Below are 14494 nucleotides of genomic sequence, written 5' to 3'. Positions count from 1 at the left end.
AATGCAGGCCTCTAAAGCCGAACTCGACATATACTTCAGCACAATCGGGGTATGGTCAGCCGGCTACTTTCGACCCCAGAAATGGTGACACCTAGTGGAGCGTTTCGGCTGAGGGCTTGGAAATAGTCTCGGGTCTGGTTTGCTATTGTCGAGCAGCAATATTTTGTTGGGGTGTGCGTCTGTAACTGATGTTTACTATGGGGATTCTCCCGCGTAGAAGTGTGAATTTTCTCCAGTTGGCCAGCTTGGTTAGGAAGATAAGCGAATTCAAATCAGATAGGAATTCAATGTCTGTTTGGCGCTCGATAAACAACCATAGGCATACCTGCTTTACATAAAAGTCTGCTCCATTGACTTGGGTGATGAATGAGCTTCGCTCAAGAACATTAAGAGATGCCATCGCCTGATCAATTGCATAGTTCAGCTTTTGCGGCTCTCCAATTTTTACGATGAAGATGGTTTCGTCCTTGAAAAGGTCCGCAACTTCTACCGCCGCACCTTCGGGCGAATTCAAGTTGCGATCGCCGTCAAAGTATCCAAATCTCTCGGCCAGAGTTACGTTAACAAAGCGCTCGGCATATTTAACTCTGCCGGTCTGTTGTCCTTTCCAAACCTCAAATGCTTCATAATCAAAGAGAGGCATTTCAGTCGAAAATCTAGTGTCAATTCGATTGACTTCGTGACGAATGGTGTTCAGATAAGTGAGATCATATCGATGCCATCTACCGCCCTCGAGATAGTAGCCTTCCTCGTCCTTGTAGTCCAAGACGTCTTTGAGGGTTGCTATCTGTCTCTCGCCATCATCACCCAAAATTGCGACTGTTGCATTGAATAGTGCTTCGTAATCCCCATTGAAATCTTCGTGTGCAATGGTACGAAGCGTCGTCAACTCAAGTTCGTCATTCAGGATGAGTTGTTTATTGGATGTCCTAAGCACGTAGTCGCGCTCCTCTGGAAACATCAGCGCGATACCGGATAGCTGCGTTGGGCTGATGTCGGCCATATACAGATCGTTTTCAATCGCCTCAATCAATTTTTGATCTTGTTCTGCAATTACATCTTGCTGATGAATCACAATGCGGCGAGGAATATGCTTTACGATATCACTCTCAAGCACCCTAACTAGCCTTTGGCATATGAGATGACAGTTTTCTACCCCGAATTTTCTGTGCCGAAGATGGACTGAGTGCCCGCAACTGATGTTGCGACCCCACATTGTGATATCGAGCGGAATACCTCGGATGTAATCCACTGCCTCGCCAGCTTCATATGCCAGATCTGAAATGATTTTATAGGTGTCAATGCTTCTTAATCGGCTTCCAGTCAACTCTTGCGAGCTCTTTATTTTGAACGAACTCAGCAGTCGACTGGCTATATCCATCCCAAAGTCGAGATCGGAAAATTTCGAGATATAGAAGTGCGCAGCTCCATAACTCAGTACAAATGCTTGGTCGTCAAAGGTCACTATGACGGCAGCAGCGTAATGAGGAGTGCTTTTTTCTTCGATTTGAAAGCTTTTTGCCAGGTCGGCGGTCCATTTTATTGGAGTGGGATAGGCACTCTGTGTAAAGAAGAGCTTCAGATTAAAATGTTTCTCTTCGTGTTCACGTTCAATTTCCTGTACGAACGTAAGGCGATTTGCTGTTAATAACTCGACCAAGTTATCCAGTTGGGCAGTGTACATCTTGAAAATGTTGAGGGCCGGCATACCAATCCCCTGGTTGTGAAACCACTCACCTGATAGTGCTGTCAGAACCAGGCGTGAAGTATCATCCTGTAGGCGCAGATGAAAAAGCCTGCGTATCTGATGCTAGCACAAAGCTACCCTTAGGCAACTCTGTTCGTTGGGTTAGTTGAGCAACTTGGAACCAGTCAAGACCTTCGTGCTTGAAAAAGCATAGCAATTAGGGCGGGTCTTGGCTCGCAAGTAAGTTAAGGTCGCGAGCATGTATGGGGAATTAGGGGATACTTGTACAAAGCGAAGAGGTTGCAGCGGATTGGTCAGTCTGGCTGGGGCGTTGGGGGAGAGCTACGCCCAATCCATCACTTCCTACACGTACTCATCTGCTCTCGCATTCAACGGCGTGGCTATAAACAACTCCATTGGATAGCAGAGATCCTGTAGCTAATTTTTAGCATTCTGTACTCGCTCATCGAATGCCCCTTTTACTCGCTGTCGGATATCGGAAAATCATAGCAATTATCCCTCTCGTTCATACCGTCTGGCCATCGTGGACTCTGCGGAGTCTCGACGCTTGCGAGGTTCAAATGAGTTCGGTGGATTTCGCACAGAGCCTAGCAATTTTAAGGCGTTGGTGATGGCGTCATTTTCTGATATGCGATTTGTGAAAGGACCTTGACATTTAAAAATCTCCGTCTTTAGTGAATGTTAATCACGCAAGGAGCGCTGTCATGACTTCCACCTTCCGCCTCGATATCCCCGTCAACGAATCACCCGTCCCTGCTGCGTTAGACTGCCTCTATGATTTTGTTCGAGATGCAGGTAACGCAGGCGCATTCGATCAGGTTGCAGTGCTTGGCTCAATAATTGAGTACGACATTACAAAAACCTCAAGGCTTTATAATGATTATGTGACTAGAGCTTTCAGCGATAGGACTGTTAGAACGTCGCCCTTGCCATCCTTGGGGTTAGGGGATACGGCAGAGCGTTATTCGGCAGGATATATTGATATGCTTCGGTTTATTGTCGCAGGATTAGATACTGACTTGAAAAAGGAAGATCAAGATAAGATTGAACAACATTCAACGGCAGTAGATGGGATTAACGGCGAGCGGAGAACATGGCTGAAACAGTTAGGTAAAGACTGGGCAGGTGAGCTTAAAACAAATGGTATAGATCCTTCAAAAATTGACACCGACGAAAATGTAAGGCAGCGCTATTACGACTTGCGAGTTAGATTTCTAAAAAACAACGATTATGCGAGCGTATATCAGGAGTATGAGAATAGGCTTGATGATCGTAGAATGAAGATCGAAGCAATACGATTAAATTCCTATCCAGACAACGAAGCGCGGAAGCTAGTGTTGCTTTACAAGCAAGCTACAAAGCTTAAAACTATTCGCCCTCGGCGTCCTGAACTGGAAATAAAACATCAGTGGGATGAGTTCACAATTCAAAACCCTGAAAATGCCAGTATGGATGATATATTCGATATAGGGCCGATAGTTGAGTCGATTGTGGATCCTAGAACTGTTTTAGTTGGTGGTGATAATGTAGGGCAAGGTTATAGTGTTAAGTCAGAAACAAAGGTCACGGATAATCATGATAGTGCCTGGGGGGTTTCCGGAGGTGCATCATGGATTCCATTTGTTAGTGGCGAGTTCAAAGGGCAAGGCGAGAGCCATTTTAAGTCCACTATCGAAAAAATTCGTGAAATAGGTGTCCATTTTGATCATGTTGCTCGTCTTGATATAGCTCGAGGCGGCTGGTTTTCTAAAGAGGTTTTTGGGTTTGCACGCGTTAAGGAATTTCTGCAAAATAATAAAGTATTAGCTCGGAATATGTCCCTGCTGACGACCAGTTTGATAATTGGTCGGGGATTATCTTTGACGCTCAACTTCAAGGATAAATCTGATGTGCATGAGTGGGGGAGTACCTCAAGGTCCGGCGGGGGGGGAGTATCGATTTGCGGTTATAGAATTGGAGGAGGCGCTGGAGGTTCCTCCAGTTGGGAGTCGCGCACTATTAATGAGGTTAATCAAACTGTTACGTTTAAAGATGATCCTAGTACCTGTCGTATTTTAGGTGTTATTGTCTCGCCCGTTAACGAATTATCAGTACAAGAGATTGTAATTGGTACGCGTCCTCTATATTCAATTTCAGAAGCTGGTGATGCCGCTAAGTCTATAGCCGGATCTGGTGGTGTGGTGGATTTTGATCAAATCCTTAACTTGATTGTAAAGCCGTGAAAGCTCTCTCAATTGGTTCTTTGTATTCAGCCGAAAAGTGCTGGTGCGCCATTTTAGGCGCACTGGTTTCAATGTCAGGCTGTTCAACTCCTAAGTTTTATCCTCTTTGCATTTATGATACGCCGCCAGGTATAACGACCAATGAGCAGGTTCATAAAAACATAAAGGAATTTGTGGGTGCTGTGACAACAAGGAAGTCCGATGTGGCGATATCATCAAACAATAGAGTTGTGGCTATTAACGCCTATGTCTGGGAGCATTCAAAGCTGGAAAAAATATGGCCGAGATATGCCTGTATTGGCACCTCAGGCTATGATGAGAAATATTCGAACTACAAAGAGTGTGTGCGGCTGTTGCAAGACGCTATCGATCATCATCGACTTACAGAATTGGGAGGGGCGAGTGATGGATTAGGTAGTGATGTTTTGTACTGTGAAGGTATTCGAGAGTAATAAGAGACAAATTATTAGAATTGTTAGAGAAATATAAATTGGCCATCACGGGGTTGCCGAGTTGAATCTTAACCTCAGCCAACGCCCGTTTGGACGGTGTTTTCTAAGCGACAGGCGGCACATCCAGCGTTTCGATTACCGCCATTTTGATCAGATGCACTTTGTCGCCTCCGTCATTCCACACAGAGGAATTCAGCCCCCAGAAGAACTCATGAGCGCGCTTACCAGCCTTCGTCTCATTTTTACGGTTTGTTCCGGGGCAAGTATTCAGCCACACCACCTCTCCCGCTTTTACCTCGCACGATGGAAAAAAGTACACATGGCGATGCTTATTGCTTGGCGTACCATCAGAGTTGAACGTCTTATCGCAGACCATGAAGTTTTTCAGATTACAATCCTTGAGCACGCTAATAATAACGTACTCGCTAGACGCTGATCCTCGCCCATCTACTTTAGAAATTTTTTAGTTCCATATGCACAGCTCCTTGCCTGTATTGGATGGCCAGAAGCTACCACGGCAGACCGGATCATCCAAGAGCTTAAGTGCAGGTAAATCAGTATTTATTACACATCAGCAGGATTACCGACTGCGATCCTGAAATGGCATAGAGGAGGCTTAGCCGACACTCGAACCCTTGAGCTTGGTCAGACCTTGTTTGATGTAGCCAGCGTTTTCACCAATCATGCTCAGCGCCCCACGTACATTTTCCCCCACCTCTGACGCACCCGGCCGTTCCACATGAAGTGTTAGCTCCATCAAGGCGGCTTCAAGGGCCAACTGGTTGATGTACATCCTCTCCAGGACATCTGACGGTGAATAATCACCGGGCATGGCGTCGACTCCGTTCGGAAAAGTACAAGCAAAGTACCGGTAGTGCCCCTGACAGGCAGTGATTGCTGCTTGCTTAGAAATTGCTACAAAGCGAAGAGATTGCAGCGGAATGGCCCCTTTGGCAGGAGCTTTGAGGGAGCGCTACACCCAATCCATCATTGGATAGTGACAATGTCATTCTGTTTATGGCATCACGCCAATGTCGGAGATTTCCCGCGACCCGCGTCGCCATCGCCCACCTTGCACTCCTCCAACCACCCAGATAACCTTCTCCCGTCGCTGCAAAATCAGCGACAAGGGTGTGGAAGCCCTTCACAAGATCTAGGCGCACAAGCGCCACCAAAATTTCAGCGGGCGCTTTTTTCGTGTCTGCTGTTAAATTATGGCGGCTGTGCGCGGGGCACTTTCTGGTGCGCCGGGTTCCTAGATCCCCGGTCTTCCACACCTGCGTACAGCTGCCACCCATCATGTGGAAGTGATGCTGGCAGTTCCTCAATTTAATTCTAGGAACAAAAGCAATGAAGAAAATCACTCCAAATCCCCCCGAAACCTCAACCGTTTCCGACCCTCTCGATGAGCTCTCCAAAGCCACTCAACGCACTGTCAGCAAACGCCTTCGTAACCCAAACCACGCCGACCCGATCAGCCACGTTTTCACCATCCTCCCCAACGTCGATACAGAATCCCTGTTAAGCCACGCCTGCGAAACCCTCGCGTCCCTAAACGTCCTAACCACCGACCTGGCCTGCGAACTCGAAGGTTCACACCGCAGTCTCGCGCTATCGATTCAGCAATTAGCAGTAGTCGGTGAGTTATTGGTAAACCGAGCCCTGGATAATCTTGAGCCGCCCGACGGTGAGTCCGAGATTCCATCCGCCAGTCAAGCCTAAGCGGCCACGCTCGTTCACTTGATGGAGATTCAAACCATGGCTCGATATATGCCAATCACAGGAATCGATTGCACAATTCCGTCGCTGCTGATCGACACCGAAGCACCCATAGACGTGTTGCACGACACGGCCGCATACCGCATCCGCACTGTGACGCAGCTGTTGGAAACCCTTTCTCTGGGCGAAGGCATTAGTCGTGATGCATTGCTGTTACAGGACTTCGCGCGGGTGTTGGCGATTCCGCTGCGCGATGGCTGCGATTTACTGGATGTAGTAGGGCGGCGGTTGCAGGCGCAGGTTTAGGCGTCGTTGCTGATAGAAGAGGGCGTTCCTGAGGGGACGCCCTTTTTGCATCAAATAATGCAATTGGTATGTGATAACCATAGAAACCCGGTAAGCGCCTTTTTTTATAAACAGTTCGCGGTTCACTGGTCATCCAGATTAGGGAAGTTGAGCTTGCCAGTGATCACAAATGCATCGAACACTTTCTGCCCATCACGCGCTGCTTCCCGAACATTCAGGAACGTCGATTCTTTATGAATGACCTTTCGGCGGGGCTTGTCGGTTTTTTTCGTGGTGGTCATCGGTTTCTCCGAACGACGTGGATTCGTGCTGACCAGCTTATGTGATTGATGGTGTACCTCGTGACAGAGACGTAGCAACGGTTGAGAGTACGGACGATTCCTAGTGTCGTGTAGGACGTTACTCTTTTGACAGTTTGTCTGGGCGAGGCATCAGTCGTGATGCGTTGCTGTTGCAGGACTTCGCGCAGGCGTAGTCGCCGCAATGAAGATGGGCGGTCTGAGGAGGTCGCCCACCTGCTTCATCTTCTGGAGTCTTCCGGGCAACACACCTTCATGACCCCGTCGTTCAGGTCTATGTCACCTCAAGCATGAAGGATTAAACTGCTGCAGGTTTTCTGCTTCCTAAACTCAAGGATGAAACATGATTCGACCCTCATTTTCTAGCGCGTGGGCGGCTTCTCAGCGGAGTTACGACACCCTCATCTGGAAAAGTTGCGACAGTCATCGGCGGCAGTGTTGCAAAAACATGATGAAATATTTGACTGCGGTCTTGGTACTGGCTTGGGCTGCCGCGCCTTCCAACAGTTGGTCCAAGGATGATCCGACCAACTCCCCACAGGCAGGCGGGCGCACCTACGCGCAAAATTACAAGGATATGGTGCTGGCAGACTGCATCGCTACAGCCTATAAGGGCGAACCTAAAGCCGCCCAGGACGCCGGAAGCAGTGCCAGTGCGCTTATGGACTGGACCTATTTCGATCTGGAGCAAGCACCTCAAGCCGGTAGATCTCTGGTTGACCAGTTTCTGGCTCGTGATTATCACAATCCACTGGTCGAATCAGAGCGTCAAGGCGTTCGCTTTGAGCTGCTCAAATGCCTGGACCTGTATCACAGCAAAGAGTTGGACAGCCAGGTCAGGCAATTGGTCATCAACCCCCAGCATACCTATCGTCAGGACACCCCGCCGCGCCCCTAAAAGGATTGACCCTGCAGCGCGATTGACGATGAGCAGCCGTAACGATGATGGCAGCTGAACCAACGCTGTCACTCAGCAATGTTTCATCAAGGTTGTCAGGCTTGCGGCGTAGGATGCTCACCTAAGATCGTGTCACCACGCTTCCACCCCACAGGAAACTGAAAAATGATCTCGAACCTCTTCAAAGCCATGCTGATCACCAGTGCTTTGCTCTTGAGCGCCTGTTCGGGTATGAGCACCAGCACGTGCTTCTCAGAAGCCTGCCAACAGTTTGATGGCCATAGCCCCAACAAGGTGAGCTTTGGTGGGAGCGCGATCGGCAACAGCTTTAATGAGTACAGCTCGGGCTTACTGCACGACTAAGGAATGACGCAACGGCTGAAATGCTTCCGCCGTTGCGTGATCTGCCTGATGCATCGCGAGTTCTGATTTTGCGACTGCTGCGCAGCCGGACGCAGGCTTCGCCAGTTGCTACATGGATTGGATAGCAGCGGCTATTTAGCCTCTGACACCGCTATCCACTGCCCCAGAATTTTCTGGTAATTGCCCGTCACCTTGGCCAAGTGCAGCCACTGATCGACATACAACTTCCAACTAATATCATCGCGCGGCAACAGATAAGCCTTCTCCCCATACTGCATAAATTGCGTCGGGTTGACCGCGCACAAACCCGGTTTGAGTTTCTGCTGATACAACGCTTCCGAGGCGTCGGTAATCATCACGTCAGCTTTCTTATCCAGCAGTTCCTGGAAGATGGTCACGTTGTCGTGAAGCCGCAGCTGCGCTTTGGGCAGGAAGGCGTGGACGAAGGCTTCGTTGGTGCCGCCGGCCGGTTCGACCAGGCGAACCGAAGGTTGGTTGATTTGTTCGATGGTCTGGTACTGCGCCTGATTTTCGCAGCGCACCAACGGGATTTTGCCGTCGACGTCCAGGGTGGTGCTGAAGAAGGCTTTTTTCTGACGTTCCAGGGTGACAGAGATGCCGCCGACGCCGATGTCGCATTTGCCCGCGAGCATGTCGGGCATCAGGGTTTTCCAGGTGGTCTGGACCCACTCAACCTTCACGCCCAGGCTGTCGGCCAATGAGCGGGCCATGGCGATGTCGATCCCCGAGTATTCGCCGTCTTCACCTTTGAAGGTATAGGGTTTGTAGTCGCCGGTCGTGCAAACGCGCAGTTGGCCTTGTTGCAGGACGGTGTCGAGATGGGAAGGGCTTTGCTCTGCCTGAACGCCGCTGGCTAGCGCGAGCAGGCCACAGAGCATCATTGTGCTTTTTATGGTTTTCATTGTTATCGGGCTTTTGTGATTGAGTGGGGTTCAAGCGGGAGTCAGTGTAGTGAAAGCGCTTCTTGACTGTCATCCACTGTCCCAATACTCCATTCACTCCAGCGCGTGATACGTGTCAGGCAAGGCCCGACACGTATCCCTTCACATTGGTTGTTTATCCACAAGCCAAGGACTTCGAACTCTTAAGATGCGCTTCAATCGAGTTGCTGGCAGAGTGGACTCTTACTCCCTTGAGTTTATCGAGTGGCGGCTCTTTCCAAAGCTTTGATGCGTCGATGGGAAGGACGACCTGTACAACAACTCCTTGGGGCGGATCAGCAACAAAATCGAAGTCTTGAATGCCGTCAGGCGGGAACTGAATATAAACCCGTGGCTCCAGTCTCGGGTTTGTCCATCCAGCAGAACCCACAAGGCCAATTGCCGATATGTGTAGCTGCGGTGGGTTTGATTTAAGTATTTTTAAGTCGACATCCACCACTTTCATTACGCTAGCCATTTTCGAACTCCTTTCGATAATTGCGCCGCTTTTTCACCTTGGCGCTTGGGTGTTGAACCCTTTGGCTTGAAATCCAGTGTGGTAAGACGCTAGTAAAGGCCCCTCATCCTGTCCACTGACTGCCCTGGCCGGTCATCGGATGCTTTCATTTCTCTACTGAGCGTCCATCTGCGGACTCAACGTCCCCAACCAGGCCACCAACCCCACAATCACCACCGCAGCCGCAAATTCCACCACCACGCTACGCCGCAACGCATTAGCGGCGACGGCGTATTGCCCGTCCCGCAACGATCGCTCCAATAACGGCCCAAGGTGAAACCGGTTCAACGCGGCGAGCACGAGCATCCCGGCAAACAGCACCACTTTGATAAATAGCAAAACCCCGTAAGTACTGAGAAACACCTCATCCAGCTTCGGCCCAACGATGAACAGATAATTCACAACCCCCGTCACCGTGATGAGCACCACGATGACCGCGCCAATCACCTCAAATCGATTAACAGCGCGAGCCAACAACTTGATGTGCGCTTCGGTTTGCAGCGCATTAATCTTCGCCATCAACGCAAACGCCACCAACGCACCCAGCCATGCCCCCGCCGCCAGCAAGTGCAGAATATCCACCACGAAATGCCAATAACGACGACTGCCTTCATCCATCGCCCCGTGCCCGCTCCAGGCCAGGCTGGCGAGGGCGACACCGCCAGCAAAAGCCGCGACCAGCAAACTGAAACCAGGCGCACGGAGCATCACCGCTAAACCAGCAATCACCAGCGCAACGATGCGAACCACACACGCCAACCCTACGTCCGTTTCAAGCACCATCATCTCGATGTGCGGACGCAACTCGGCGAAGTCCGATTCCCCGCTCATGGCACTCGCCATCATCACCATGCTCGCGACGGACAACACCCCCCCCAGCACTGCCGTTCCCGCCAACATCGGCCGAAACGGCAACACCGCTCCCGACAGCCGTTCCAGTCCTTTAAGGCTGTACAGCCCAAAGAGCGCCACCCCAAACAACAGCATCAAATCCACATACAACACAAAGCGAAGGGCAATGCTGATTGAGTCGCTCATCCATCACTTCACTTTGAACGTAACGTTGCCGGTGATCGGGTGAGTGTCCGAAGACACGGCGCGCCATTCGACTTTGTAGCTGCCGGTGGATAGTGGCGAGAGCGGGGTGATGACCATGGTTTTCGGGTCGCTGCCGCCGGAAACTTTGGCCTTCATGGGCATGGGCGAGTGGGCCATGCCGGGCATTTCGGTCATGACCAGTTTGGCGCCGGAGAACTGGGTCACGAGGTTTTCGGAGAAGTGCAGTTCGATCTTGCTCGGCGCCGCGCCTTCCGCGCTTTCGGCCGGGGTAGAGGAGAGCAGTTTCGGGTGGGCTTGAGCCAGTGCGCTCATGAGCAGCCCGGTTGAAAGTGCGATGGCAACAGCGGTAGTTTTAATCATGCGCATGCAAAGCCTCTTACCGCTTTAAGCGGTTGGTTTTTAGGTTTTCGGGTTAATACATTTAGAACCACAACCGAACGCCGACGACAAGGCGGGCTTCGCTGCGGTCCTCGCCTTCATCCCTGGCGTAATCGGCGGTTTTGCCGTAAGTGCGGTTCCAGGTCACGCCAATGTAGGGCGCGAATTCCCGGCGAATTTCATAGCGCAATCGCAGGCCGGCTTCGGTGTTGGACAGCCCGGAACCGATGCCCCGTTGCGGGTCGTTTTTGCCGTAGACATTGAGCTCGGCGGTCGGCTGCAAAATCAGCCGGTTGGTGAGCAGGATGTCGTAGTCGCCCTCCAGCCGTGCGGCGGTCTGGCCACCTTCGCCGATGAAGGCCGTGGCCTCGGCTTCGAAGTTGTACAGCGCCATGCCTTGCACGCCTAGTGCGGCCCAGGTTTGTGGGGCGCCGGGTTTGAAATCCTGGCGCACGCCGGTCACCACGTCCCACCATGGGCTGATCGCGTGGCCCCAGAGGGCCTGGACTTCGGCGTCTTCGGTCTTGCCATTGACGCGTTCGCCTTCGGAGCGCAGCCACAGGCGATCGATGTCGCCGCCGACCCAGCCGGACAGATCCCACGCCAATGCGCTGCCGTCGTCGGCGTCCTGCCATTCGAGTTTGTCGGCGAGCAAGTAATAGTTGAGCGCGGAGTCATGCACGGCATGACCGGCGGGGCTGACGTAGACGGCAGCGCGGTCGGCATCGGTCAGCGCCGGGATCGGCGTGCGACTTTGGGTTGGCGCGGCGGGCTGCATCTGGCCGTTGTCCATGCTCTGCATTTGGCTGTGATCCATGCCCGGCATCTGGCTATGGTCCATGCCCTGCATATCGTCGGTAGCGGCCATGGCCGAAGAAGCCGTGAAGCCAGCGAGTGCCAAAGCGAGGCGGGTAGAGCGATTCAGTCTGGTCATGGGTAGCGCCTCATTCTTCCACGCGAACTTCACGGAACATGCCCATTTCCATGTGGTACAGGAGATGGCAGTGATAGGCCCAACGGCCGAGCGCGTCGGCGGTGACCCGGTAGCTGCGCTTTGATCCCGGCGGCATGTCGATGGTGTGTTTGCGCACCATGAACTGGCCGTTCTCGTCTTCGAGGTCGCTCCACATGCCGTGCAGGTGAATGGGGTGAGTCATCATTGTGTCGTTGACCAGCACCACACGAATTCGCTCGCCGTACTTGAGTCGCAGCGGTTCGGCGTCGGAGAATTTGACGCCGTTGAACGACCAGGCGAATTTCTCCATGTGGCCGGTGAGGTGCAGCTCGATGGTGCGACCGGGCTCGCGGCCATCCGGGTCTTCGAAGGTGCTGCGCAGGTCGGAGTAAGTCAGCACGCGACGGCCGTTGTCGCGTAGGCCCAGGCCCGGGTCGTCAAGTTTCGGCGAGGTGCTCATGGCTTGCATGTCCACCAGCGGGTTGTCTTTTTCCGTGTCTGGGTGGGATTGCATACCGGCCATGCCGCCCATGGCCATGCTGCTGTGATCCATGCCGGCCATGTTGTCCATGCCCTGCATGTCACCGCCATCCATGCCCGTCATGCCTTGCGGTGCACTGTGATCCATCCCCGCAATGTCGCCGCCCATGCTGCCGTGATCCATCCCGCCCATGCCCATGTCATCCATGGTCACCAGCGGTCGCGGATCCAGCGGTGGCACTGGCGCCGACAAGCCGGCCTTCACCGCAAGGGTGCCTCGTGCAAAACCCGTTCGGTCCATCGACTGGGCGAACAGGGTATAGGCGTCCTGGGTCGGCTCGACGATGACATCGAACGTCTCCGCCACCGCGATGCGGAATTCGTCGACGCTCACCGGTTTGACGTGTTGGCCATCCGCCGCGACCACGGTCATTTTCAGGCCGGGGATGCGCACGTCGAAGTAGGTCATGGACGAGCCGTTGATGAAACGCAGACGCAGCTTTTCGCCGGGGCGGAATACGCCCGTCCAGTTCATGTTCGGCGCCTGGCCGTTCATCAAGTAGGTGTAAGTGGCGCCGCTGACGTCGGCCAGATCGGTGGGGTTCATCTTCATCTCGGCCCACATCTTGCGATCGGCAACTGTCGAGCCCCAGCCTTTCTCGCTGACGTCGTGGATGAAATCGCCCACGGTGCGCTTGTGGTAGTTGTAATAATCGGATTGTTTCTTGAGTTTGCTCATCAGGCCGACCGCGTCTTCATCGGTCCAGTCGGTGAGCATCACCACATAGTCGCGGTCGTATTGGAACGGCTCCGGTTCCCTGGCGTCGATCACCAATGGCCCGTAAACCCCGGACTGTTCTTGAAAACCCGAATGGCTGTGATACCAGTAAGTGCCGTTCTGCCGGACCTTGAACTGGTAGACGTACATGCCATCCGGTTCGATGCCGTGAAAACTCAGGCCCGGCACGCCGTCCATGTTGGCGGGCAGCAAGATGCCGTGCCAGTGAATGGAAGTGGTGTCCTTGAGTTTGTTCTTCACCCGCAGCGTGACGGTGTCGCCTTCCCGCCAGCGCAGCAGGGGGCCGGGAATGCCGCCGTTGATGGTCATCGCGGTTCGAGGGGTGCCGGTGATGTTGACCGGGGTTTCGCCGATGTACAGGTCGAACTCGGTACCGGCCAGCACGTTCGGTTCGCCGGGGCTGGTGACCGCCCAGACCGGCGTGCGCCACAGCCCGAGGCCCGCGAGAGCTCCACCCGCGGCCAGGCCCTTCACGAAAGTGCGTCTTGAGGTGTTGGAATGCATGCCGTTTTTCCCATCCGTCAGCCTGATGAAGTCCTCAAATCCATCCTGAGCGGAGGGAGGAGAACTTAATGAGGTGAAGGCTAACAGGCGGCGCCTTTCAGCAGACTGAGGCCAAGATTACATTTCTGACAGTTTCACTCGGTGTTTAGTGACTTCTGTTCGGCTTGGACGAGTCTGCCACAGTCGCGTTACCGCAATTGATATACGAAGAAGACTTCAACCAGCGCTGATCCGGATAGTAAGAAAACAGCAACTGCCCGTCCTTCATCGAGTCGATCAACTGATGCGCAATCGCAGGCCTAACAGCCGGGCAACCCAGGCTTCTGCCGATCCGGCCATTCGCCCGAGCCAGGTCAGGACTGACATACGGCGCACCATGAATAACGATCGCCCGCTCGAAAGCGTTGTCGTTGAAACCCGGCTCCAGACCTTCCATGCGCAACGAATAACCGTTCTGCCCGACATAGCTGGACTGGGTTCGGTACAAACCAAGACTGGTGGCGAAGCTGGCATTGCGGTTGGAGAACTGACGGGCCATGTTTTCGCCGCTGTTGCGACCGTGGGCGACCAATTCGTGGAACAACAACTTGCGTTGTTTAAGGTCGAATACCCAAAGACGCTGCGCGGTCGAGGGCAGGGAATAATCGATGACTGCTAGTCTTTGCACCGGGGCCGCGCTTTGGGCCCGGCTGCATTGGGAAGCGCGTACGGCCAAGGCAATCACCTTGGCGTTGGCATTGGGGGCCGCTTTGATCAGCGCGGCTTCAAGCGAATCGGCGTAGGCTGCCGGTAATGTAAACGCGGTCAGCAACAGGGCCGTCATTAAAAAGCCGAAGCGGTCTAGGGCCATATGCAAGTCTCATCTGATTGTTTCGAGTCTAGCAGCGCGCACGA

The 14494-nt window shown here is 53.0% G+C and carries 16 protein-coding genes; 6 read left to right on the top strand and 10 right to left on the bottom strand.

Features of this window, described 5'->3' with window-relative positions; genetic code table 11:
* Positions 1–142: 142 nt before the first annotated feature.
* Positions 143–1708, bottom strand: a complete 1566-nt coding sequence (locus ACZ89R_RS08180; RefSeq protein WP_429546100.1) for a DUF6119 family protein — start codon at positions 1706–1708, stop codon at positions 143–145.
* Between the two features lie 704 nt (positions 1709–2412).
* On the opposite strand from ACZ89R_RS08180, the gene ACZ89R_RS08175 reads away from it, so the two are divergent.
* Together ACZ89R_RS08175 and ACZ89R_RS08170 are read left to right on the top strand one after the other, a co-directional pair.
* On the top strand, positions 2413–3930 hold the full coding sequence (locus ACZ89R_RS08175; protein WP_429546101.1) for a hypothetical protein: 1518 nt from the start codon (positions 2413–2415) through the stop codon (positions 3928–3930).
* On the top strand, positions 3927–4382 hold the full coding sequence (locus ACZ89R_RS08170) for a hypothetical protein (protein WP_429546102.1): 456 nt from the start codon (positions 3927–3929) through the stop codon (positions 4380–4382). The genes ACZ89R_RS08175 and ACZ89R_RS08170 overlap by 4 nt, the downstream gene beginning before the upstream one ends.
* 616 nt (positions 4383–4998) lie before the next feature.
* On the opposite strand, the gene ACZ89R_RS08165 is transcribed toward ACZ89R_RS08170, so the two are convergent.
* On the bottom strand, positions 4999–5214 hold the full coding sequence (locus ACZ89R_RS08165; protein WP_429546103.1) for a hypothetical protein: 216 nt from the start codon (positions 5212–5214) through the stop codon (positions 4999–5001).
* Between the two features lie 518 nt (positions 5215–5732).
* Between ACZ89R_RS08165 and ACZ89R_RS08160 the strand changes: the two genes are divergently transcribed.
* Together ACZ89R_RS08160 and ACZ89R_RS08155 are read left to right on the top strand one after the other, a co-directional pair.
* Positions 5733–6104, top strand: coding sequence for a DUF6124 family protein (locus ACZ89R_RS08160; RefSeq protein ID WP_429546104.1), 372 nt, complete (start codon positions 5733–5735; stop codon positions 6102–6104).
* 36 nt (positions 6105–6140) lie between these two features.
* The gene (locus tag ACZ89R_RS08155) at positions 6141–6407 is read left to right on the top strand and encodes a hypothetical protein (protein ID WP_429547877.1); all 267 of its coding nucleotides are present in this window, start codon (positions 6141–6143) and stop codon (positions 6405–6407) included.
* 122 nt (positions 6408–6529) lie between these two features.
* Here ACZ89R_RS08155 and ACZ89R_RS08150 read toward each other — a convergent pair whose 3' ends face one another.
* Complete coding sequence (locus ACZ89R_RS08150) at positions 6530–6688, bottom strand: hypothetical protein (protein ID WP_429546105.1); 159 nt, start codon at positions 6686–6688, stop codon at positions 6530–6532.
* A gap of 469 nt (positions 6689–7157) precedes the next feature.
* Here ACZ89R_RS08150 and ACZ89R_RS08145 point away from each other — a divergent pair, with 469 nt between their 5' ends.
* Positions 7158–7604 (top strand): type VI secretion system amidase immunity protein Tai4, encoded by a 447-nt coding sequence (locus tag ACZ89R_RS08145; protein WP_429547878.1) that lies wholly within the window; start codon positions 7158–7160, stop codon positions 7602–7604.
* A 165-nt stretch (positions 7605–7769) separates the two neighbouring features.
* Positions 7770–7967: a hypothetical protein gene (locus tag ACZ89R_RS08140; RefSeq protein ID WP_429546106.1), complete on the top strand. Its 198-nt coding sequence runs from the start codon at positions 7770–7772 to the stop codon at positions 7965–7967.
* A gap of 131 nt (positions 7968–8098) precedes the next feature.
* Here the strand turns inward: ACZ89R_RS08140 and ACZ89R_RS08135 are convergent, their stop codons facing one another.
* From ACZ89R_RS08135 to ACZ89R_RS08105, 7 genes are all read right to left on the bottom strand, one after another.
* Complete coding sequence (locus ACZ89R_RS08135) at positions 8099–8890, bottom strand: transporter substrate-binding domain-containing protein (protein WP_429546107.1); 792 nt, start codon at positions 8888–8890, stop codon at positions 8099–8101.
* Positions 8891–9044: 154 nt separating this feature from the next.
* The gene (locus ACZ89R_RS08130) at positions 9045–9386 is read right to left on the bottom strand and encodes a hypothetical protein (protein ID WP_429546108.1); all 342 of its coding nucleotides are present in this window, start codon (positions 9384–9386) and stop codon (positions 9045–9047) included.
* A gap of 153 nt (positions 9387–9539) precedes the next feature.
* Entirely contained in the window at positions 9540–10463 is a 924-nt protein-coding gene (gene copD, locus ACZ89R_RS08125; protein WP_429546109.1) for a copper homeostasis membrane protein CopD, read from the bottom strand.
* 3 nt (positions 10464–10466) lie between these two features.
* A complete protein-coding gene (copC, locus tag ACZ89R_RS08120; protein ID WP_429546110.1) occupies positions 10467–10850 on the bottom strand; it encodes a copper homeostasis periplasmic binding protein CopC in 384 nt (127 codons plus the stop codon).
* A gap of 55 nt (positions 10851–10905) precedes the next feature.
* Positions 10906–11796, bottom strand: a complete 891-nt coding sequence (locus ACZ89R_RS08115; RefSeq protein ID WP_429546111.1) for a copper resistance protein B — start codon at positions 11794–11796, stop codon at positions 10906–10908.
* Positions 11797–11806: 10 nt separating this feature from the next.
* The gene (locus tag ACZ89R_RS08110) at positions 11807–13600 is read right to left on the bottom strand and encodes a copper resistance system multicopper oxidase (RefSeq protein WP_429546112.1); all 1794 of its coding nucleotides are present in this window, start codon (positions 13598–13600) and stop codon (positions 11807–11809) included.
* A gap of 145 nt (positions 13601–13745) precedes the next feature.
* On the bottom strand, positions 13746–14450 hold the full coding sequence (locus tag ACZ89R_RS08105; protein ID WP_218399143.1) for a murein L,D-transpeptidase catalytic domain family protein: 705 nt from the start codon (positions 14448–14450) through the stop codon (positions 13746–13748).
* Between the last annotated feature and the right edge of the window lie 44 nt (positions 14451–14494).

The organism is Pseudomonas sp. TE3728 (assembly GCF_056279145.1).
Note: the sequence above shows the minus strand (reverse complement) of the source record. Positions and strands in the feature narration are given on the sequence as shown.